The sequence below is a fragment of the Planctomycetota bacterium genome (genome assembly GCA_039819165.1).
Taxonomy (GTDB): domain Bacteria; phylum Planctomycetota; class Phycisphaerae; order Phycisphaerales; family UBA1924; genus JAHCJI01.
Genome location: JBCBSM010000001.1, coordinates 850,954 through 871,865, shown reverse-complemented (window position 1 = coordinate 871,865; position 20,912 = coordinate 850,954). Strand labels below are relative to the sequence as shown.

The 20,912-nt window shown below is 69.4% G+C and carries 16 protein-coding genes and 1 tRNA gene; 6 read left to right on the top strand and 11 right to left on the bottom strand.

All coding sequences use genetic code 11. The features are described 5' to 3' along the window. Positions 1–90: 90 nt before the first annotated feature. The 4 genes from rpsP (at position 91) to AAFX79_03870 (ending at position 3,145) form a co-directional block, all read left to right on the top strand. Complete coding sequence (gene rpsP / locus AAFX79_03885; GenBank protein MEO1007679.1) at positions 91–750, top strand: 30S ribosomal protein S16; 660 nt, start codon at positions 91–93, stop codon at positions 748–750. A 28-nt stretch (positions 751–778) separates the two neighbouring features. Then, positions 779–1,555 carry a tRNA (guanine(37)-N(1))-methyltransferase gene (locus tag AAFX79_03880; protein ID MEO1007678.1) on the top strand — a complete coding sequence of 259 codons (777 nt, stop codon included), beginning with the start codon at positions 779–781 and terminating at the stop codon, positions 1,553–1,555. Between the two features lie 45 nt (positions 1,556–1,600). Further along, positions 1,601–2,011 (top strand): 50S ribosomal protein L19, encoded by a 411-nt coding sequence (gene rplS / locus AAFX79_03875; protein MEO1007677.1) that lies wholly within the window; start codon positions 1,601–1,603, stop codon positions 2,009–2,011. Between the two features lie 63 nt (positions 2,012–2,074). Beyond that, entirely contained in the window at positions 2,075–3,145 is a 1,071-nt protein-coding gene (locus tag AAFX79_03870; protein ID MEO1007676.1) for a zinc-binding dehydrogenase, read from the top strand. On the opposite strand, the gene AAFX79_03865 is transcribed toward AAFX79_03870, so the two are convergent. Genes AAFX79_03865 through AAFX79_03850 form a run of 4 tightly spaced genes read right to left on the bottom strand, consistent with a single transcriptional unit; the run spans position 3,142 to position 7,486 of the window. Further along, entirely contained in the window at positions 3,142–4,044 is a 903-nt protein-coding gene (locus tag AAFX79_03865) for a carbon-nitrogen hydrolase family protein (protein MEO1007675.1), read from the bottom strand. The genes AAFX79_03870 and AAFX79_03865 overlap by 4 nt on opposite strands. Before the next feature lie 41 nt (positions 4,045–4,085). Beyond that, positions 4,086–4,328, bottom strand: a complete 243-nt coding sequence (locus AAFX79_03860) for a DUF2164 domain-containing protein (protein MEO1007674.1) — start codon at positions 4,326–4,328, stop codon at positions 4,086–4,088. 14 nt (positions 4,329–4,342) lie between these two features. Then, entirely contained in the window at positions 4,343–5,551 is a 1,209-nt protein-coding gene (locus tag AAFX79_03855; protein ID MEO1007673.1) for a DNA topoisomerase IV subunit A, read from the bottom strand. A gap of 3 nt (positions 5,552–5,554) precedes the next feature. Beyond that, positions 5,555–7,486: a DNA topoisomerase VI subunit B gene (locus AAFX79_03850; protein ID MEO1007672.1), complete on the bottom strand. Its 1,932-nt coding sequence runs from the start codon at positions 7,484–7,486 to the stop codon at positions 5,555–5,557. Between the two features lie 226 nt (positions 7,487–7,712). On the opposite strand from AAFX79_03850, the gene AAFX79_03845 reads away from it, so the two are divergent. After that, positions 7,713–9,155, top strand: a complete 1,443-nt coding sequence (locus AAFX79_03845) for an FG-GAP repeat protein (GenBank protein ID MEO1007671.1) — start codon at positions 7,713–7,715, stop codon at positions 9,153–9,155. A gap of 166 nt (positions 9,156–9,321) precedes the next feature. Continuing rightward, the gene (locus tag AAFX79_03840) at positions 9,322–11,271 is read left to right on the top strand and encodes a 5'-nucleotidase C-terminal domain-containing protein (GenBank protein ID MEO1007670.1); all 1,950 of its coding nucleotides are present in this window, start codon (positions 9,322–9,324) and stop codon (positions 11,269–11,271) included. 89 nt (positions 11,272–11,360) lie between these two features. Here the strand turns inward: AAFX79_03840 and AAFX79_03835 are convergent, their stop codons facing one another. The 7 genes from AAFX79_03835 to AAFX79_03805 all read right to left on the bottom strand — a co-directional run bounded on the left by AAFX79_03835 (position 11,361) and on the right by AAFX79_03805 (position 20,737). After that, a complete protein-coding gene (locus tag AAFX79_03835; GenBank protein ID MEO1007669.1) occupies positions 11,361–13,541 on the bottom strand; it encodes a GC-type dockerin domain-anchored protein in 2,181 nt (726 codons plus the stop codon). 188 nt (positions 13,542–13,729) lie between these two features. Further along, complete coding sequence (locus AAFX79_03830) at positions 13,730–14,995, bottom strand: FG-GAP-like repeat-containing protein (protein MEO1007668.1); 1,266 nt, start codon at positions 14,993–14,995, stop codon at positions 13,730–13,732. A 262-nt stretch (positions 14,996–15,257) separates the two neighbouring features. Next, positions 15,258–16,724, bottom strand: a complete 1,467-nt coding sequence (locus AAFX79_03825) for a GC-type dockerin domain-anchored protein (protein ID MEO1007667.1) — start codon at positions 16,722–16,724, stop codon at positions 15,258–15,260. Continuing rightward, on the bottom strand, positions 16,721–18,148 hold the full coding sequence (locus tag AAFX79_03820; GenBank protein ID MEO1007666.1) for a sigma-54 dependent transcriptional regulator: 1,428 nt from the start codon (positions 18,146–18,148) through the stop codon (positions 16,721–16,723). The genes AAFX79_03825 and AAFX79_03820 overlap by 4 nt, the downstream gene beginning before the upstream one ends. Position 18,149: 1 nt before the next feature. Continuing rightward, the gene (locus AAFX79_03815; protein ID MEO1007665.1) at positions 18,150–19,613 is read right to left on the bottom strand and encodes a HAMP domain-containing sensor histidine kinase; all 1,464 of its coding nucleotides are present in this window, start codon (positions 19,611–19,613) and stop codon (positions 18,150–18,152) included. Positions 19,614–19,693: 80 nt separating this feature from the next. Then, positions 19,694–20,500: a prepilin-type N-terminal cleavage/methylation domain-containing protein gene (locus AAFX79_03810; GenBank protein MEO1007664.1), complete on the bottom strand. Its 807-nt coding sequence runs from the start codon at positions 20,498–20,500 to the stop codon at positions 19,694–19,696. Positions 20,501–20,650: 150 nt separating this feature from the next. Further along, a tRNA-Ser gene (locus tag AAFX79_03805) sits at positions 20,651–20,737 on the bottom strand. Positions 20,738–20,912: the final 175 nt, after the last annotated feature.

Here is a 20,912-nt window from a genome sequence, read left to right as displayed (position 1 = left end):
CTCACCCGCGGGCCCGGCCCATGCCGGAAGCAGCCCCCGACCAGCGGGTGCGTTACATCCCATCTCGGCCCCAAGCCGAAGGAGCGTCCAGTGGTCCGGATCCGCATGCAGCGCCTCGGGCGCACGCACCGTCCCTTCTATCGCATCGCCGCCGCTGAGAAGCGCGTCAAGCGCGACGGCAAGGTGCTCGAGAATCTCGGCTGGTACAACCCCATCGAGAAGGATCCCGGCAAGCAGCTCGAGCTGAAGGCCGAGCGGATCAAGTACTGGCTGAGCGTCGGCGCCCAGCCCAGCGACACGATGATGGACATCCTGGGCCGCAACGAGCTGCTCACCCCCAAGCTCAAGGAGAAGTGGGAGGCCAAGCGGGAGGCCGACCGCAACCGCGTGGGCTGCAAGGTGGGCCTGAAGGTGGCCGAGGACTCGCAGTCGGCCTTCGCCGAGCTGCCCGGCTCGATCGAGGGCGGGGCGGACGTCGAGGCCGACATCGCCGGCTTTGGCACCACCATCAATGAGGCCGTGAAGGAGGCCCAGGCGGCCGTCGCGGAGGCCAAGCCCGCCGATGCCGACGCGGCCAAGGCGAAGGCCGAGAGCGCCCTCTCCGACGCCCGCAAGGCCGTGGAGGCCGCGGTCGGCGCCAAGAAGAAGGCCGACGAGGAGGCCGCCGCCAAGGAAGCCGCCGAGGCCTCGAGCGACTCCGAGCCCGCCGAGGCGGGCGATGCCGGGGGCGATGAGAAGGCCGAGGGCTGATCGCGCCCGCGCACGACGGACACGCCCAGTGCGCCTCGACGTCCTGACCACGTTCCCCGAGATGTTCGCGGCCGATCCGCCGGCGGCCCTCGGTGTGAGCATCCCGGCCCGGGCCCGGACCGCCGGCCTCGTCGAGTGGCACGCCCACGACATCCGCGCCCACGCCGACAACAAGCACGCCAAGACCGACGACCGGCCCTTCGGCGGTGGCCCCGGCATGGTCATGGCGTGCCAGCCGGTGTGGGACGCCGTGCGCGCTGCCGAGGGCTCGGATGACCGCCCCGCGCATCGAGTGCTGCTCACTCCCCAGGGCCGCCCGCTGGCACAAGCTGACGTCGAGCGGCTCTCGACACTGCCCCGGCTGCTGCTCATCTGCGGCCACTACGAGGGCATCGACGAGCGAGTGGTCGAGCGGCTCGGTGCGGAGGAGATCAGCCTCGGCGACTACGTGCTCAGCAGCGGCGAACTCGCGGCGATCGTGCTCATGGACGCCGTCATACGCCAGATCCCCGGCGTGCTGGGCCACGAGGATTCCGCGGGCGAGGACAGCTTCGGCCCGCCGCCGGCCCGCGATCCGAACGGCGAGCCCATCGCCCCCCGGCTCGCGCGGGAGGTCGGCGTGCCCGAGGGCGCCCGCCTGCTCGACTGCCCGCACTACACCCGGCCCCGGGAGTGGGAGGGGCTCGCCGTCCCCGAAGTGCTGCTGAGCGGGGATCACGCCGCCGTCGCCCGCTGGCGGCTGGAGCAACGCCTCGCCCGCACCCGCGAGCGTCGGCCCGATCTGCTGGAGCCCGAGGGGCCCTGAGCCTACCATCTCGGCTCGCGAGCCACGCATCCCAGGGAGCGTTCCATGTCGCTGAACAACCCGAAGAGCCGGCAGGCCATCCTCGAGTCGGTCGCCTCGTCCCACATCAAGGACGAGGTTCCGCGCTTCGACGTCGGCGACACCATCCAGGTGCACCAGCGGATCGTCGAGGGCGAGCGGGAGCGCATCCAGGTCTACACCGGCGTGCTGATCGCTAGGCGGGGCCGCGGCATCAACGAGAGCATCACCGTCCGACGCGTCGTGGACGATATCGGCATCGAGCGGACGTGGCCGCTCAACAGCCCGCTGATCGCCAAGTTCGAGGTCGTCCGCCGCGCCGACGCCCGCCGCGCCAAGCTCTACTTCCTGCGGGACCGCGTGGGCAAGAAGCGCCGCCTCCGCGACCGCCGCCGCGGCATGAAGCACGTCGAGGGGCTGAAGACGGTCCAGAAGTAGCGCGCATGGCAAACGACGTACGAGCCGCCGGGAGGCGGCTTTTTCGTTGGCATATCGTCGCCCATGCACGCACTCGTCTGCACCAAGCAAGCCGGCCGGGGCGAGGCCGTCGCGCCCGGCATCGACTTCCAGGCCGACTGGCCCGATCTCGGGCCCACGCCGCCCGGCCACGCCAAGCTCCGCACGCTGTGCAGCGCACTCAACCACATGGACCTGTGGGTGGGCCGGGGCATCCCGGGCGTGGATCTGTCGTGGCCGCGGGTCAGTGGGTGCGATGCGTGCGCCGTCGTCGAGGAGGTCGGCGACGGCGTTGATCCCGCCTGGGTCGGCCGCCGCGTAATCGTCAACGCCGCCGTCGAGGTGCCGCCCCGTGAACGGCCGGGCGATCCGCCCGCCTCGACGCTCGCCGCCGACTACGAGCTCATCGGCGAGCACCACAACGGCATGCACCGCCAGTTCTTCCACGCCCCCGCGACGCACCTGGCGGACCTGGGTCCCGACGCGTCGAGCGACATCGATCCCATCGGGGCCGCCGCCTTCGGCCTGACGGCGCTGACGGCGTGGTCCATGATGGTCACCAAGGGCCAACTTAGCAGCGGCCAGAGCGTGCTGATCACCGGCATCGGCGGCGGCGTCGCCACGAGCGCCCTCCAGATCGCGCTGCACCACGGCTGCCGGGTGTGCGTGACGAGCCGCCACCAGTGGAAGCTCGACAGAGCGCTGGCGATGGGGGCGGAGCACGCCGTGCCGGACACGGGCGAGGACTGGTCCCGCGACGTCCGCGCGTGGACCAGCAAGCGCGGCGTCGACATGGCCGTCGACAGCAGCGGCAAGGCCACGCACCTGAGCTGCATCAAGAGCCTCGCCCGCGGCGGGGCCTACGTCACGCCGGGCTGCACCACGGGTCCCGACGCCACGACCGACCTGGCCCGCATCTTCTGGAACCAGCTCCGCGTGCTGGGTTCGACCATGGGCACGCCCGCCGAGTTCCGCGAGGTTGCCGCGCTCTTTCGAGCGGGCAAGCTGGCCGCCGTCGTCGACAAGGTCTTTCCGGCGGCGGACGGCCGCGCGGCGTATGAACGCCTCGAGGCGGGCGAGCAGTTCGGCAAGATCGTCCTCGACTGGCGGGACTAGCGGAACACGTCCGCCCGCGCGTAATGCCCCGCGACGTCGAAGTCGAGCCGCGTCTGCCGCAGCAGATCCATGTCGAGGTCGGCGACAAGCATGCCGGGCTCATCCCAGAGCGGCCCTGCCAGCACCTCGCCCGTCGGCGCCACGATCACGCTACCGCCGCGGCTGACGGCGCGGGCTTCGTCGAGGTCGGGCTCCAGCGCCCGCACGTGCGGCGGATACACGGACGCATCCATGACCTGGTTGCACCCCAGCACGAAGCACCGGCCCTCGAGCGCGACGTGCCGCATCGTGTGCTGCCAGGCCTCGCGGTGGTCCGCCGTCGGCGCGAGGTACACCTCGCAGCCCGACTCGTAGATCGCCGCCCTGGCGCGGGGCATGTAGTTCTCCCAGCAGATCAGCCCGCCGACGCGGCCGAGGTCGGTGTCGATCGAATGCAGGCTCGAGCCATCGCCCTCGCCCCACACCAGCCGCTCGGCCGCCGTGGGCTTGAGCTTGCGGTGGTGGTGGAGCAGTCTTCCGTCGGGGCCGAAGACCAGCAGCGTGCAGTACAGGGTGCCGCGCGTGACGGCATCGAGTTCGACCACGCCGATGGCGAGGTGGACCGCGTGCTCGCGGGCGATCGCCCCGAGCCGCTCGCTTGCGGGCGAAGGCACCTCGACGGCCTGCTCGCTGTAGAGCCGCCAGAGTTCCCTGCCTGCGTCCGTGCGGCTGCCGACGACCATGCCGAACCCGAGGCCCCGTGGGTACGCCGGGACGAACGCCTCGGGAAAGAGAACCAGTTCGGCCTCCTTAGCGGCGGCTTCGGCCGTGCGGTCGGCGACGATAGCCAGCGTAGCGTCGCGATCGAAGGCGGCTGGGGCATGCTGGACGACGGCGACGCGGTGCGTGGCATGGGGCATGGTGGGTTCGTAGGCGCAGGCCATCGCGGGGATCGGGCCATTCAGGAGCCGTAGTCGACGCTCTCGTGCAGGTCGGCGGGCATGTCCAAGATCCGTGTCGTCAACCACGCCTGTGCGTCGGCGACGCCCCGGTTGTACGCCGCAGCGCCCACCAGGCCATCGACAAACTCGAAGAGCGTCCCGGCCTGCAGATCGCCCATGTCGCGGTCGAGGTTGTCCAGGACGTAGGCGCGCAGGGCCTCGATAAGATCGGCCTTGGTCTGTGGCTCGTACTCAATGGCCATGGATGCTCCCGGACTCAGCTCAGCCAATCCTCCGCCGCCAACCGCTCCGGCACATAGGTCTCGGTGACGTAGCTGATGTCGATGTTGATCAGGGCCTCGACCTCGAGCTTGAAGCCGTTCTTGAGCAGCCTCGCGATCTCCTTCTGCCAGCCGCGGTGACCCTTGAACCACGGGTACTCGGCGATCTGCTTGGCCCGCGTGATGTCGCGGTCGTTCAGGCTGATCTGCACGCTATCACTCAGGTTGCAGCGCTCGAAATCGTCCGAGCGGATGCCCAGGAACTTGGCGTCGGGGATCGCCAGCCGCTCGCTCTCGAAGGCGAGGCTGATCGAGCCCTGCTTGATGACGCTGTAGATGTAGTGCCCCCACGGGTCGCAATCGAGCAGGCAGATGATCGGCAGCCCGAGTTCCTTGTTCAGCCGGTGTAGCAGCCGCCGCACACCCCGCGGCGGCTGGCCGCTGCCCTCGGTCAGGATGCAGTTGTGCGTATCCCAGAAGCGGTCCTCGTTGAAGCGCTGCCAGACGGTGTCCTTCTCGACGTGCAGCACGAAGTCCGCTTCGCACTTCTCGAAGCGCAGCCGGTCGGGCTCGCAGATGCTCGGGATGGCATAGCCGCCGCTGCCCATCTTGCGGCAGTCGATGGTGTCGCCACTGTCGTTGAGCGTGATGTTGCCGACCATGGCGCCGCGCTTCTTGGCGAAGATGTGCAGCTCTTCTCGGAGCGCACCCAGCGTGACCTCCAGATCCTCGAGGATCGCATCGCTCTCGGTCTGGTCGTCGAAGGTCTTCTCGCGGGTCTTCGAGCCGGCGGCGTCGTGCACGTCGCCCAGCCCGGTGTAGAACATGCCGCGGAGGCTGGTCGTCTTGTTCTGGTCGATGAGGCGGCTGATGCCGTGGGCGTGCCGAAGGCTCTGCATGAACTTGCGGGCCTGGCCCAGGTTGAAGATCTGCCGCGTGCTGGCGGCGCTGCCCATCTGCAGGATGCCGCGCGACTTGTTCCAGCGGGTGTTGGACGCCGATCGCGTCGGCACGTCGAAGGTCGGCTCCCGGCCCGCGAGCGCCGACTTCGCGATGCCGCCGGCCAGCCCCTTGAGGGCCTTCTGCGTCTTCTCGTCCCGAGCGGCGGCCGCCTCGGACTTGGGCCTCGCGGGCGCGGGGGTGGAGGCGGCGTCCTTGCGGACCTTCTTGGTGGTCTTTTTTCGAGTAGTCTTCTTCTTGGCCATGGCCTACTTCTTTGCCACCGTGTTGCGACGAACGGTCTTCTTGGTATGGCGCACGGGCTCGCTCCCCTCGTTCACGAAGAGGCCGGGCTGGCCTTCCTTCCCCTCGATCGTGCCATTGGCGTGCCCGTTATCCGCGTGCTCTTTGCTCGCGGGCTCGGCCGCGACGCCGTTGTCCACGATCAGCACGCCGTCGTCCAGCCCCGGCTCCTTGCGCTCTTTCCTGACGAAGTTGCCGTCCTCGTCGAGCTCGGCGTCGGCGATCGCCGTCCGCTTCTGGGCCTGGCGTTGGAGGGCTTCCAGGAGCTTCGCCTCATCCTCGCCCGTCAGGGCCGCCGTCGAGCGCGCGATCTCGGCGATGTAGCGGCCGAAGATGTCGCGACGCTGGCTCTCGCGGCGCATCTTCTGGCGGCGGCGGAGGTACGTACCGAGCTTGCGGCCGCACTCCTGGAGCGCCAGCTTCATCTCCTTGCGGATCTCGTCGTAGTCGGCGATCGCTTCCTTCGACTCCGACGTGAACGGCACCCACACGCTGGCCATGTGGATCATGATCACGATCGGGCCGACGGGCAGGGCGCCGCGGGGCTGGCTCAGCCCGTAGTTCTTCCAGCTGGCCTCGACGACCGCCTTGAACGAGCAGCACGCGCTCTGCTGGTAGAGCAGCGGCACGCGGTTGGCGAAGCGGATCACGCGGGCGGGTTCGTCGCCCGGCAGGTCGCCGCCGAAGGCGATCGCCGCCTCGATCTGGAACGGATTGCCGCGGTAGACCGCCGGGTCTCGTGTGCTCGCCGCGTAGAACTCGGCCTTCACGCCCTTGAGCAGCCCCGACAGCATCTGTCGCACGCCGATGGGCGCGAGGCAGTCGGTGGGGGGGCTGCGGAGCTTGGCGTCCTGGAGCGCCCGGTACAGCCGCTCGGCCGAATCGTGGTCGACGTTCTTGATCCACGTCTGGCCCGTGACGGTCTTCTTCTTGGTGCCGGCCTTGCTCGAGACCTCCTTGACGATCGCGGGCGGCACCCGGCAGAATTCGTGCTTGAAGAAGCCCGCGAGTTGCTTCTCCTTGGTCGCCTTGAGCATCCTGAGGAAGTTGCCCAGCTCCACGCCGTAGGGGTGCGGCTTGATCTCCTCGGTCTCGGGCGGCAGTTCCTCGACGGTGCGAGGATAGATGATGCGGTCGGCCAGCTCCGTCGTGCGCTCGAGTTCGGAGTCCTCGGCATCCAGCGCGGGCCCGTCGCTCGCCTTGTCCGGGGGCACGAAGGTGATCCGCGCGTGCGGGTTGGCGATGGCCGTCTGCTCGAGGTAGGCCTCGACGCTGGCCTTGCCCCGCTGGTAGCGGGCCTCCAGCTCGATCCGCACCGACGTGCCCGTGCCGCTGGAGGTGGCCGGGAAGTCGTCGGTCTCGACGTCGATGGTCACCTCGGGCTTGTTCTTGGTGGTGTCCATCGCCAGCTCGAGGTGGTGGGCCGGCCTGGTCTTCTTGGGCCTGGTGGTGATGGCCATGGGCTTGCCCGTGGTCATCAGGCCATACATGCCGGCCGCCGAGATGCCGATGCCCTGCTGGCCCCGGCTCATCTTCATGCGGTGGAACTTGCTGCCGTACAGCAGCTTGCCGAAGATGTTCTCCACCTGCTTCCGCACGATGCCCGGGCCGTTGTCGGTGATCGTGACGGCGTATCGCCCGGGCTTGCTCGCCGAGGGTGGGGCGGACAACTCCTCGATCCGGACCTCGATGTCGGGCAGGATGCCGGCCTCCTCGCAGGCGTCCAGCGCGTTGTCCACGGCCTCCTTGACCGTGGTCAGCAACGCCTTGCGGGGATTGTCGAAGCCCAGCAGGTGGCGGTTCTTGGCGAAGAACTCGCTGACCGAGATCTCCCGCTGCCGGCCCGCCATGGTCTCGGCGGTCGCCCGCGACGTGCTCGTGGTCTTCTTCGCGGCCAAGCCTTCCTCCATGGTGCGGCCCTGCGGTCGGCATCGTGCGTCCCTGCACCGCAGCATATGTCGGATGATGCGGTCACCCGCGATCAATCGGCCGCCCGGCTGGCGAAGCGGGCAATGGGGGCGATCTAGCGACGCGCACGCAGACGCACGGCACGCCGCCCGGGTTGTCCCGCCCGGGCTGGCCGCGTACAACCCCGCCTTCACGCATCGAAGGGAGAGAGAACCAATGAGCCGCAGCCTGCGCACGCCCGCATCGTCGATCGCCGCCATCCTGGTGGCCGCCGCCGCCTCGCACGCCCAGACCCAGTGCGGCAGCGAGGACGCCAAGGTCTCGCCCACCACCGGGCTCGACGGCGACAACTTCGGGTCCTCGTTCGACGCGGCGGCCGCGGGCTTCGGCATCGTGGGGGCACCGGATGCGGGCGACGAGGCCGGGGGCGGCGCGGGTCGGGCGTACCTGTACACGCTGAACACCGCCGTTCCCCAGCTGCTCTTCGAGCTGTTGCCGGACGATGCCATCGCGAACCAGCAATTCGGGAGCGAGGTCGCCGCCGACAACGCCTTGGCACTCGTTGGGGCGCCCTTCGACGGCGAACTCGGCCCCGCGGCCGGCGCGGCCTACCTCTTCCTGCGATCCACCGGCACGCAGCTCGACAAGCTCACCGCCAGCGACGGCCGCGGGCTGGATCTCTTCGGCAACGCCCTGGACGTCGACTTCGACCGCGCCGTCGTGGCGGCGCCAGACAAGTCGAGCGCTACCGGAGCCGTGTACGTCTTCGAGGTCGTCGGCACCGACGCCGTCGAGCGATTCAAGCTGACCGCCTCCGACGCTGCGGCCGTCGATCGCTTCGGCAGCTCGGTGGCCATCGACGGCGGGGGCGTGACCGCGGGCGAGGTCGCCTATGCGCTGATCGGCGCGCCGCTCAACGACGACGTCGGGTCCAGTTCGGGCTCGGCCTACCTCTTCAACATCGAGACGGGCGAGGAGATCGCCAAGATCCTGCCCGACGACGGGGCGATGGGAGACAACTTCGGCGCCGCCGTCGACCTGCTCATCGAGGGCGATGTTGCTCTGGCCGCCATCGCCGCGACCGGGGCGAACCCGGACGGCAGCGACGGCTCGGTCTACCTCTTCGACGTGAGCAATCGCAGCGCGCCCGTCCAGCTCGCCCGCGTGACCGCGACCGACACGTTTACGCCCGGCGACTTCGGTGTTTCGGTCTCGCTTACGGCCGAGGTGCTGCTCGCCGGCGCGCTCTCGGGCGAGACCAGCCTGGCGGGCACGGCCTACACCTTCGACATCACCGATCCGGCCGCCCCGATCCAGACCGCGATCATCCGCCCGACGGATCCGGTCCCGTTCGCCCGCTTCGGCTCGTCGGCCTCGTTGTACGAAGGACCCACCGGCCTTCGGCTCTTCGTCGGAGCGCCCGCCGACGATGCCGGCACGCCCATCGCCGGCGATCCCGGCGTCGGCGCATTGCACGCCTTCACGCTGGACTTCTGCCGTCCCGACATCGACGGCGATTGCCTGCTGACGCTCTTCGACTTCCTGGGCTTCCAGAACCTGTTCGACGCGGGCGACCTCGCCGCCGACTTCGATGGCGACGGCAGCCTCACGCTGTTCGACTTCCTCGCGTTCCAGAACGCGTTCGACGCCGGCTGCTGATCGCCGGCGCCGGCTTAGCCACATCTTCGCGCACTCTTCCGGCCGTCCTAGCGAGTGCCGGACGGGTCGCCTTTACCGTGCGATCGTCGTTCGCGGCTGCCGAGAGATCCGACCGGCACGTAGGCCGTCGGGGCCGCGAACGCGCACGCAAGGGAGCGACCGCACGATGCGCCATCCGCTGATACTGCTGACCATGGCCGGCTTCGCCGGCACCGCCACCGCCCAGACCGCCGACTTCTACCTGCACGTGCTGCACAACAATGACGCCGAGAGCCAGCTCATCGATGCGGGCAGCGGCCTCGGGGACTTCGGCGGCGTGGCCCGATTCGCCACCGTGGTCGCCAATCTGCGGGCCGAGGCGCTGGCCTTCCCGGCGGGCGCCGAGACCGGTTCGGTGCTCATCACTAGCGGCGACAACTTCCTGGCCGGCCCGGAGTTCAACGCCAGCCTCGACAAGGGCGTGCCCTTCTTCGACACCATCGCGCTCGACCTGATCGACTACGACGCCTTCGTCATCGGCAACCACGAGTTCGACTTCGGACCCGACATCCTCGAGGACTTCATCGCCGGCTTCTCGGTGAACCCTGCGCCGTTCCTCTCGGCCAACCTCGACTTCAGCGGCGAGCCCGGCTTGCAGGCCCTCGTCGATGGCGGCCGCATCGCCGCCAGCACGATCATCGACGTGCCGACCAGCACCGCCGGCACCAAGCGGATCGGCGTCATCGGCGCGACCACCGAGAGCCTCCGCAGCATCTCCAGCCCCCGCGACGTGGTCATCAACGCCGTCCTGCCGGCCGTTCAGGATGAGGTCGACAACCTCCAGGCCGCGGGCGTGGACATCATCCTGCTCAGCAGCCACCTGCAGGGCCTCGAGACGGAGCTGGACCTCATCGCTGAACTGAGCGGCATCGACGCGGTCATTGGTGGCGGCGGCGACGAGCTGCTGGCCAACCCCGGCGACCTGCTGCTCCCGGGCGATACGCCCGACACCGTGCTCGGTGAGAGTGGCTACCCGCTGACCCGCACCGATGCCGACGGCAACACCGTGCCCGTGGTGACCACCAGCGGCGCGTACAAGTACGTCGGCCGGCTCATTCTCGGCTTCGATGCAGACGGGAACCTGGTCGAGATCCTCGACGAGTCCGGCCCGGTGCGCGTCTCGGGCGTGGATCCCGACGCGGTCGACCCCGACCCGACCATCCAGGCCGACGTCGTCGACCCGGTGGCCGACGCGGTGGCCGCCCTGGCCGCTAACATCATTGGTTTCACCGAGGTAGAACTCGATGGCCGCCGCAGCAGCGTCCGCAACATGGAGACCAATCTCGGCAACCTGATCGCTGACAGCTTCCTGGCCACCGCGATCGACCTGGCACCGGTCTTCGGCGTCGCCGAGCCGGACGTCGCCCTTGCCAACGGCGGCGGCATCCGCAACGACAGCATCATCGGCCCGGGCGATATCAGCGAGCTGGACACCTTCGACATCCTGCCCTTCACCAACTTCATCACGGTCGTTCCCGACGTGCCGCCCGTGCAGTTCAAGCAGATCCTCGAGAACGCGGTGAGCCGCCAGGGCTTCAGCAGCGGCCGGTTCGCCCAGGTCGGCGGCTTCACGTTCGAGTTCGATTTCCGCGAGCAAGCCCAGGAGCTGGACGACTTCGGCATGGTGCTCACGCCGGGTGCGCGCGTCCGCGAGGCCGCCCTGGACGACGGCACGGTCCTCATCGAGGATGGCGTGGTGCTCCGCGGCGCGCCGTCCGTGACGATCGCGATCGTCGACTTCCTGGCCCGCGGTGGCGACCAATATCCGTTCCGGGGCGCTCCGTTCACCAGCGTCGGCGTGACCTACCAGCAGAGCCTGGCCGACCAGATCGAGAACCGCCTGGCCGGCCTCATCACCGCCGCCGACTACCCCGAGGGCGGCGAGGGCCGCATCCGCGAGAGCTGCTACGCCGAGTTCGCCGGTGACGACGAGGTCGACCTGTTCGATTTCCTCGCATTCCAGAACGCCTTCGATGCGGGTGACCTGGCGGCCGACTGCGACCGCAGCGGCTCGCTCGACCTCTTCGACTTCCTGTGCTATCAGAATGCATTCGACACGGGCTGCCCCGCCGGATAAGCGGGCGTGCCGAGCACGAACACGATGCAACAAAACGAGGGCGGGATCAATTCCCGCCCTCGTGGCGTGCTCGAACTGGCTCCCTCGCTCTACGGATCCACGGTGAACTCCACCTCGTCGAGGCCCAGCCGCCCGAGATCCGACCCGAAGCTCGGGCCGAAATCGAAGCGGACGGCCGCCACGTCGGACAGGTCCACGCCCGCACCCTCCGCGAGGAAGTCGGTGAGCCGGATGCGGATGGTCTCGAACTCGTTCTGCCAACCGGTGCCCGTGCCGCTGCCGCTCCGCTGGTAGACCTCCTCGATGCCCCCGCCGTACGCGCCGATGTGGATCGCGCTGGACGCTCCCGAGCCGTCGATGAGCGAGACCGTGAAGGTCAGGTCCTCGAGCTCGGCCGTGGTGTTGGGGTGCCGCGTGCCCTGGCATGCGCGGAACGAGAGGTGGTCGAGGGCGGACACGTCGCGGAGCACCGCGGGCACCTCGAACTCGATGGAGCGCCCGGTGTTCATGTAGTCGAACACCAGCCCACGCGAGAAGTCCCGCGTCAGCCACGCGTAGGTCATGCCGTTGGCCGGATCCGTCGGCTGCCACGTGAAGCCGCCGCCGCCATCCATCAGCCGCAACTCCTCGGCATTCGAGACCGTGAGCGAAACCGTGCCACCCGAGCTGCTGGTTGCGGTGCTGGGATTGGTCTGGAAGTCGTCGATCACGACGCTGCCGTCGGCGTCCGGATCGGGTCGATACATGTGGACGACGGTGGTGCCCGAGCTGACCGTCAGCGGCCGGAAGCTCTCCCACTGCCGCGTGAGGTAGTCGATGGCGTCGGTCTCGCCCTCGCCATAGATCTTGGCGAGCGCGATCCAGATGGCCTTGGCGATCCGCTGGGCCTCGTCGCGGCCGATCTCCGTCGCGGGCGGGCCCGTGAAGTTGTTGAAGCCGCAGCAGTTGAAGTCGTTGTGGTCGGCCCCGTGGATGTACGTGGATAGCTTTGTGCTCGTCGCGCGGTCGTAGTGGCGGAAGGGGACGGCCTGGACGTCGGGCGCCCCGCTGCGGTCGCCGTCGGCCGAGCCCCAGATCATGTGGAAGGGCAGCGGCCCGGGATCGGCGTCCAGGCTGCCGAAGTCACCGATGCTGTTGGCCGCGATCGAGCTGAGCATCACGATGTCGTCCTGCGTGTAGTTCGCCGGCGTGAACAGACCGCGGTGCAGCCGCTCGGCGCCGATGCAGATCTCGCGGCCGCCCAGGCTGTGGCCGATCCAGAAGATCCGCGACGTGTCGATCAGCCCGTCCAGCACGCCGCCGGCGACGGTGCCCTGCTGCGCGATGATGGCGTCGGTGTACCGCAGCGGGCTGTTGCCCGTGCCGCTAAAGTCGTTGCGTCCGCTGATGCTCACCCAGCCCCAGCTCGAGAGGTGGTCCTGCAGGTAGTCGTACCAGCGGTAATCGTGGCCACCGCCGTGGATGATCACGCAGAGCGGCAGGGGGCCCTCGGTGGCGATCTCTGCTGGATAGTTCAGCCGGATGACGCCGGCCGACACGCTTGTGTCGATCATCGTCGGCGTCAGCGGACCCGGCGTCGTCAGATCGACGAACACGGAGAAGCCGTTCTCGTCCGGCCGGACCAGGCCCAGCCCGTCGATGAAGTCGCCATCGCCCAGCACGCCGTCGCGGTCAACGTCGACGACGACGTCGTAGCCCCGTCCGATCGCCAGGCCATCGCCGGCGGGCAGGGCGGCGCTGCCGTCCAGCAGCACCGCGGCCGACGAGATCCCCAGCGCATCGAAGGTGTGTTCCTGCGGGCCGCCCGCGCGCACGTCGACGAGGCTCGGATCGCCCGCCCACTCCGCCTCGCTCTTGGCCGCCACGATGTAGATGTCGCCGGTCTCGCCGAAGATCGACGGGAACCGATCGGGATCGATCGCCAGCTGCACGGTCTGGCCCGCGTTGAACGCGCGGGTGTACTCAAACCACGGGTATTCGCCCAGCGGGATGCCGGCCAGCTGCGTCGCGATCGGGTCCTCCGGGCAGCCCTGGTTGAATTCGTTCTGGAACTCCAGGAAGTCGAACACCGTGAACCGGCCATCGCCGTCGAAGTCGGCGATCGGGTCCATCGCGTCGAACAGGTTCTGGAACTCGATGAAATCGAACAGCGTCACCTCGCCGTCGCCGTCCAGGTCGACGCGGCAGGTGGAATCCGATTGCGCGTGGGCGACGGCCGCACAGGCTGCGAACGCGATCGCGGCGGCGGCACGCCAGGGCTCGTGGAACATGGCTCGATCTCCTCGTCGTGGTGGCGGCTGGTGCCCACACGGGTCTGCGGAGCACCCGGATCGGTATAAGGGTGTTTCCGGGCCGCCGTATCACTACGCACCGCCCACCAGCGCACGCAAGCACCGTCCGCACGCCATCGAGCATGCGGACGGAGTCCGAACGGATCTCGGCGCCGCGTCGGGCGCCGCTACGGGCAGCCGAGCACGAAGAGGTTCTGGAAGGCGAGGAAGTCGAACACCGTCAGCATCCCATCGCCATCGATGTCCGCGGCCGGGCGGCCCAGGTCGAAGGCGATCTGGAAGGCCAGGAAATCGAAGAGGTTGACCTCCCCGTCGCCGTCGAAGTCGGCCGGGCACGGCAGGGCCGTGTCGCGGTTGAGGAACACGCTGGTGGTATTGCTGTCCCTGTTCGTGACCGCGATGTCGTCGGTGCCGCTGCGATCGAAGTCGCCGACGGCCGCGAACTGCGGCGAGATGCCCGTCGAGAACACCTGAGCCGTGCCGAAGGCGCCGCTCCCGAAGTTCTCGAACACCGAGATCGAGCCGCCATCGTCGTTGATCGTCAGCAGATCCGGCCCGGGGCCGCCCGCCGCGAAATCGCCGATGTAGATCGCCGACGGGTCCACGGATCCGACGGGCAGCAGGGCGCCGCCGGCGAACACGCCGCCGGTGTTGATGTACAGCCGCACGGCGTTGTCGACCGTGGCGGCTAGGTCCATGTCGCGGTCGCCGTCGAAATCGGCCGCGACCACGCCCTCGGGCCGCTGGGCCGGCGTGGTGATCACCTGGCCCGGCGTGAACCCGCCGGCACCATTCCCGCCCAGGATCCGGATCGTGCGATCGTCGTGGCTGGTGACCACGAGATCCGCGTTGCCATCGCCGTCGAAGTCCGCGATGTCCGCCGTCCGCGGCTCAAGACCCACCGCCAGCTGCGACGCGGCCGTCGCCACGCCCAGATCCAGGATGATCGAGACCGAGTTCGAGTCGCGGTTCACCACCACGAAGTCGGCATCCCGGTTGCCGTTGAGGTTGCCCTTCGTGATCCAGACCGGCTCGATGCCGGTGGATGCGCTGGCCCCGGGGGCGAAACCGCCCGCGCCATCGTTGAGCCAAGCCTGTGCGGTGTTCGGCCCGTCGAAGACGATCACCAGATCCTGGTTGCCATCGCCGTCGATGTCGTGGTGGATCACGGCGTCCGCACCGGTGCCCGAGCCCAGGAAGGTGACCGGGCCGGCGACGAAGCCCCCGGCGCCGTCGCCGGCGAGCACGATAACCCGATCGCGATCATCGGCGATCACCGCCAGGTCCGGCACGCCGTCGCCCGTGAAGTCGGCCGCCGCGATGCCGGACGGACGGTTGGGCGTCGAGAAGTCCGCGCGGGGCGCAAAGCCGATCTGCGCGTTGGCGATCGCCGCCGCACCAGTCGCCGCAAGGATGAAAGTGGTTCGCTGCATCTTCGAGTCTCCTGGTCATGCTCGTCCGTGGGGAGGGACGGCCTTGGGTGTCGTCGGCACACGCATGCCGCTCTGGGTCGTGGCGTCCTCCTCCGGACGCCGGCGACTGCGTGGTGCTTTACAAGACTCGTGCCAAGCGGTCCACGCACGCACGAGCATCCAGGGGCCAGTCCGATGAGCCATGCGTCGGCCCGCGGGGCCCGCGATGGCCGGTGGTCGGCCATTCGGAGCCAGCTGGGGCAGCGCGGCAGCAGCGATGCACTCAGCCGCCGTCGAAGGCGTTCTGGAATGCGAGGAAGTCGAACAGGTCCAGCTGTTCATCAAGGTCGAAGTCCGCGACGGGGCTTCCGGCGGTAAAGAGGTTCTGGAAGACCAGGAAATCGAAGATGGTCAGGCGGCCATCGCCGTCGAGGTCCGCACGCGATCCGTAGGCCGCAAGATCCTCGTGCTCGACGATCCCCGAGGCATCGAGATCGAACAGCGAGAAGTCGAACGGCGCGTCCGCCAGGACCACGCGGCCGTTCTTGGTGCCGTCTTCGTCGATCACGCCGCCATCGACGGCGTAGACCCAGGATCGGAGCATCGCCCGATCGAGCGGGCCGGCGAGGGCGTCGCCGTCCAGATCGCCGCGGCGCGTCTCGAAGCCAACGTCGCTCCAGACGAACAGGCCGTCGACGCCGGGCTCGGCGTAGCTCGTGCCCACGATCGCCATGGCCTCCCAGTCGGTCGGGTCGAGCGAATCCTCTGGATCGCGGCCGTCCCAGTCTTCGATGAGGACGTGCGACTCCCCCTCGGCGAAGGGTGCCGAATCGACCAGATCGACCACGCCCTCCTCGATCGACCATTGGTTGTTCGCCCGCAGGTCGATGGGCTCCGGCTCGGCGCCGGCGAGCAAGCCGGCGCCGAGCATCGTCAAAGGACCGACGAAGGTCACCGCGGTCTCATCCCGTGCCATGTCGTGCACGAAGAGCAGATTGACCACGGGGTCGTAGGCGCCCGGCACCGAACCGCCCCGCATGCCGCTCGGACGGATGTAGCCCTCGGCTCGGGCAAAAAAGCGACTGCGAACGAGCATCGACTCGCCGGCCTCGAACGCGCCATCGCCGTCGCCGACCTCGCGCACGAGCACGACGGCCTCGCAGCCGCACAGAGACAGCGCGAAGTCCGTGCCGCTGCGCTCGAACTGGGGACCCGAGAAGATGTCTCGGTCGTAGTCGCGCGCGCTCGTCGCGGCTCGCGCGCCGATCGAACCCTCGGGCCGTCCGCCGAAGCGGGCGGCATTCGCGAGCGTCCGCTGTTCCGCCGAGGATCCGAGGTGGCCCCCCGTGTCCTTGCGACCATCGACACTGAACTCGATGTACCCGAGCACCGGGCTAGGGCCGAAGCGGAACGGGTCGAACGGCTGGCCCGCGAATCCCAGCGTGCCTGGGGGGTTCACGAGGCCGTCGAAGATCGCCTGGATGCGGAAGATGCTGGCCTCGTCGCCCCGAACCACGACGCCCTCGTAGGGATCGAACGCGGGCCTCGCGGGCTGCCATCCCGACGCCGTGACGCGCAGCAGGTCGGGCAACGCCGAGTCGGGGTGGATCGTGCCGCGGCCTCCGCGGTCGGTGGGCCGAGCGACCGCGTCGCCGGCGACATCCGGGAACACCGTCTGGTGCTGCGCGAGCGTGTCCGTCGCGCACGCCGCGGTTACGAGCCCCGCGATAGCGGCAAGCCGTCGCCTCATGATGCCGTTAGCTCCTTGACGAGTTCGTGCAGGCCGTATCGATCGATGCGATTGCGGAGGCTGCTGCGCTGCATGCCGATGAGCCGCGCCGCCGCCGTAACGTTGCCGCCCGTGTGCTGGAGTGCCTGCTCGACGAGCGCCCTCTCGACGTCCTCGGCGGTGTGCGGGCCGCCATCGAAGTCGAACCGCAGCCCATCCGAGCCACGCTCATCGCTGCCGATGCGGGTGATCGCGAGATCCGAGGCCCGGACGAGGGGCTGATCGCACAGCATCGCTGCGTGCTGGATGACGTTGGTAAGCTCGCGGACGTTGCCGGGCCAGCGGTGCCCGCGGATGGCCCGCTCGGCGTCCTCGCCCAGCCGCATGCCTTCGCGGCCAAACTGCCGAGCGAAGCGCTGCAGCGCGACGCGGGCGATCCCTACGGCGTCGTCCTCGCGCTCGCGGAGCGGCGGAATGGTGATGGTGAAGGTGTTGAGCCTGTAGAAGAGGTCGCTGCGGAAGTCGCCCTCGCGCACGCGGGCGGGCAGATCGATGTTGGTCGCCGCCACCACCCGAGCGCACACGCTCCGCGTCCGCGTGCCCCCGACTCGGCGCACCACGCCTTCCTCGAGCACCAGTAGCATCTTGCTCTGCAGGTCCAGCGGCAGCTCGCCGATCTCGTCGAGGAAGATCGTGCCGCCCTCGGCCATCTCGAAGAGCCCCTCGCGCGCCTCCTTCGCATCGGTGAAGGCACCCCGCTCGTGGCCGAACAGCTCGGCCTCGATCAGGGCCGGCGGCAGGGCGGCGCAGTTGACGTGCACGAACGGCGCCTCTTGGTCGCTGGCGGCCGCGTGGATCTCACGGGCCACCACGCCCTTGCCCACGCCGGTCTCACCGGTGATCAGCACGGTTGGCTGCGCGTTGCCCCCGAGCCGCCGGGCCTTGCCGGGGGCGGGCAGGGGCATCTCGGCCAGGCGGCGCGCGAGCGCCAGCACTCCGGCCCACGCGGCGCTCTCGCCGATGGGCTCGTCGTGGTCGTCGGCGTGCGATAGCCGCCGGTGTAGACGCAGCTGCGCGTCCCGCCGGCGGTGCCGCAGCGCCCGATCGACCGTCAGCGTCAGCTCGGCCACCCGCAACGGCTTGAGCAGGTACTCGTCGGCTCCCAGCTTCATCGCCTCGATGGCCGTGTGCACGCTGTCGTCCGAGGTCATGACCAGTATGCGGACGTCGGCGTCTTCGTCCCGCACCGCGCGGATGAGCGCCAGCCCCGAATCGGTGGGCAGCCGCAGGTCGGTCAGCACCAGGGAGTACTCGCCGTCGGCGTACAGCCGCAGCGCCTCGGGCACGTCGCCGGCCTCGGCCACGGCGTGCCCCTCGCGCTCCAGCGTGGCGCGCACCGAGTACCGCAGGTCGACATCGTCCTCGACGAGCAGGATTGCGGCCATGTCAGGCCTCCGCCGGGCTACTCGTGGCCGGCGACGCCGCCGCCACGCACGGCAACTCGATCGCAAAGACCGCCCCTCGGCCCTCTCCGGCGTCGCGGAGCCAGGCGTCGCCGCCGTGGTCCCGCGCCACCTTCCGGGCCATAGCAAGGCCTATGCCCGAACCACCGGGCTTTGTGGTGAAGTACGGCTCGAACAGCTCCGCGGCCGCGTTTTCGGACACGCCGGGCCCGCCGTCGGCGACGTCCACGCCCCAGCGTCCATTACCATCGCTCCACGCCGTCACGCGAACGGTGCCGCCCGCCGGCGTGGCCTCGATGGCGTTCGAGACGAGCGCGACGACCGCCTGCTCAAGGTGCGCAGGGTCGAACTCGGCATCCTCTGGGCCGGCCGAGGCGTCCACCCGCAGCTCGATGTCGCCGCCCTCCGCCGTCGGCCGCAGGGCTTCCACCGCGCCCTCCAGCCATCGCCCGGCGGGCAGTTCCACGGGCTGGATGTCCGCCGGCCTCGTCACGTCGAGCAGCCGCCGCAGCCACGAATCCAGGCGGTCGACCGTGCCGGCGATGCGGGCGAGGTGCTCCCGCGACGCGTTGGTGGCGGCGTCCTGCTGCGCCAGCTCGGACAGCATGCGGATGCCGCCCAGCGGGCTCTTGATGTTGTGGACGATTCGTCTGGTCACCGCCCCGAAGGCCGCCAACCGCTCGCGATCGAGCCGCTCGGACTGCATGGCGAGGATCGTGGACGCCATGGCGTTGAACTCCTCGCCAAGCTTGGCAACCTCGTCCCGACCCGGTATCGAAACGCGGTAGTCGAGGTCGCCCGCCGCGAACCGCTCCGTGGCGAGGCGGAGACGCTCGATCGGCCGCAGGATCCACCGTCGCACCAGCTGCACCGCCAGCACGCCGGCAAGCATCGTGATCGCCAGGGTGACCCCGACCGACACCAGCACGCGGTTGCGCATCCGGCCGGCATGAACCGACGCTCGATCGGCGTTCTCGACGATCCGTGCCTCGGTCTCCTCGATCCGCTCGTGGATCTCGAACAGCATCGCCAGCGCCCGACCCCGAGCCGCGAGGTCACCCTCGAGCGCAGCATCCACCTCTCGGGCCGCCATGTCCAGCCGCTGCGCAACATATCGCGGCACACCGCGGCCGAGGACCGAATCAAGGTTGGTGGCGGCCGTGAGCCTGGCGGCCGTCGCTCCGGAGGCCGTGCTGAGTCCCCGGATTTGCACCGCACGCTGCTCGTCGTCGCGGCCCGCCGTCGCCGCACGGGGACCGATGGCGGCCTCGCTATGGCCCTCGCCCAGCAGGTTGTGCTGCTCGCCGACCGCCCGCTTCGTAGCGCTCAGAAGCGATAGAGCGGTCTCGGTCGCCCGCATGGGCTCGGCGTACTGCCGCTCCAGGAAGAACAAGCCCCACGCGGTCGTCGCGACGTTGAGCCCGACGGCCAGACAGATGGCGCTCATGAGCAGCGCGAAACGCAGCCGCAGCGACTGCGTCCGTAGCCGCCAGGCAGCGCTGCCACGCTCCCGATCGGCAGCGCGGGCTAGGGATCGAGCTGGAACGCCCATCGCCACGAGGCCTCGGCGAGGGGATCGGCCGACGACAGCACGTGGCCGCCGATGAACGCGACGTTTACCTTGCCGCCGTGCCGCACGGCCGGCATCCACGCGTGGCCGTCGTCGTACTGCCCGTCGCCGCCCATCGGAGGCGCGGAAAACACGGGGGTCACGCCCCGCCGCGTGGCCTCCACGCCGTCGACATCCCACGCCAGCGGCACGTCGCCCGCGGTCTCGAGCACGTGCTCGGCCAGGCAGGCCTGCACGGATCGGCCTCCCGGCCCGTCGACTCGATGCAGCCGGCTGTTGAAGCCGTACGAGACCGTCTGCCAGCTCGCGACGCCGCCGGCGCTGCACGGGGCGTCACGCCGCAACTCCAGATCTCCGCGGACCGATGCGCAGCGGAGCGGTACGTCCGCGGCGTTGGTCAGCGTCGCCCTCGATCGATCGCCGCCGTACGCCCAGAACTCGTCGATGCCGTACTGGGATTCCTGGAACGTCTCCAGGCCCACGTGTCCCCGGCGATCGCAGGGATCGTGCTCCAGCCCGTCCACGAGCCGCGGGTCGAGGAACATCTGGAGATCGAACGCCGTGTTCCGAAGCGACATCTGGCAGGCAAACGAGTGAGCCGCCTGGAGTGATCCAGAGAGCACCGGCAGCAGGATGCCCAGCAGCAGCCCGAGCACGGCCAGCACGAGCAGCGACTCGACCAGCGTGACGCCCCGGCGATGGGACGACGGTCCGGTCCGGCCCACGCAACGGAAGCGGCGCACATGGAATCTGGCAGGGCCCACGATAACGAGATGGTACCCGAAGAACTCTCCGGGCATCTCCGTCCGCCAGCCGGAGATCACGGGAATCGTGCCCAAAACCGGGTCGGGCCCCGATTGGCCTTCGCCGGGCCACGACTGGCCGCCCGGTGCCTCGCCGATCTCGATCACAAGCGGTGCGGGTGGGATTCGAACCCACGGAACCCAATTGGGTTCATTGGTTTTCAAGACCAACGCCTTCAGCCGCTCGGCCACCGCACCGGCCTCCGCGGGGGCTTCCCCCGCGGCCGATAAGACGATACGCGGCTTCCGGGCTTGCCGAGCCGCGTTCCGGTGGCCGCAGCACCGATAAGCCGCGACCACCGCCGGGTACCCCGGCCGGTCCCATCGTTTCCCCGAACCACGCGCCATCCACGGCATCCGGAGTCCACCGCCG

What these genes read in the sequence shown, in the direction of transcription:
- AAFX79_03860 (MEO1007674.1), bottom strand. Translation starts at nt 4,328, where the DNA reads ATGGCCATTGAGTACGAGCCACAGACCAAGGCCGATCTTATCGAGGCC.
- AAFX79_03855 (MEO1007673.1), bottom strand. Translation starts at nt 5,551, where the DNA reads ATGGCCAAGAAGAAGACTACTCGAAAAAAGACCACCAAGAAGGTCCGC.
- AAFX79_03870 (MEO1007676.1), top strand. Translation starts at nt 2,075, where the DNA reads ATGCACGCACTCGTCTGCACCAAGCAAGCCGGCCGGGGCGAGGCCGTC.
- AAFX79_03825 (MEO1007667.1), bottom strand. Translation starts at nt 16,724, where the DNA reads ATGAGGCGACGGCTTGCCGCTATCGCGGGGCTCGTAACCGCGGCGTGC.
- rplS (MEO1007677.1), top strand. Translation starts at nt 1,601, where the DNA reads ATGTCGCTGAACAACCCGAAGAGCCGGCAGGCCATCCTCGAGTCGGTC.
- AAFX79_03820 (MEO1007666.1), bottom strand. Translation starts at nt 18,148, where the DNA reads ATGGCCGCAATCCTGCTCGTCGAGGACGATGTCGACCTGCGGTACTCG.
- AAFX79_03865 (MEO1007675.1), bottom strand. Translation starts at nt 4,044, where the DNA reads ATGCCCCATGCCACGCACCGCGTCGCCGTCGTCCAGCATGCCCCAGCC.
- AAFX79_03840 (MEO1007670.1), top strand. Translation starts at nt 9,322, where the DNA reads ATGCGCCATCCGCTGATACTGCTGACCATGGCCGGCTTCGCCGGCACC.
- AAFX79_03815 (MEO1007665.1), bottom strand. Translation starts at nt 19,613, where the DNA reads ATGAGCGCCATCTGTCTGGCCGTCGGGCTCAACGTCGCGACGACCGCG.
- AAFX79_03830 (MEO1007668.1), bottom strand. Translation starts at nt 14,995, where the DNA reads ATGCAGCGAACCACTTTCATCCTTGCGGCGACTGGTGCGGCGGCGATC.
- AAFX79_03835 (MEO1007669.1), bottom strand. Translation starts at nt 13,541, where the DNA reads ATGTTCCACGAGCCCTGGCGTGCCGCCGCCGCGATCGCGTTCGCAGCC.
- AAFX79_03845 (MEO1007671.1), top strand. Translation starts at nt 7,713, where the DNA reads ATGAGCCGCAGCCTGCGCACGCCCGCATCGTCGATCGCCGCCATCCTG.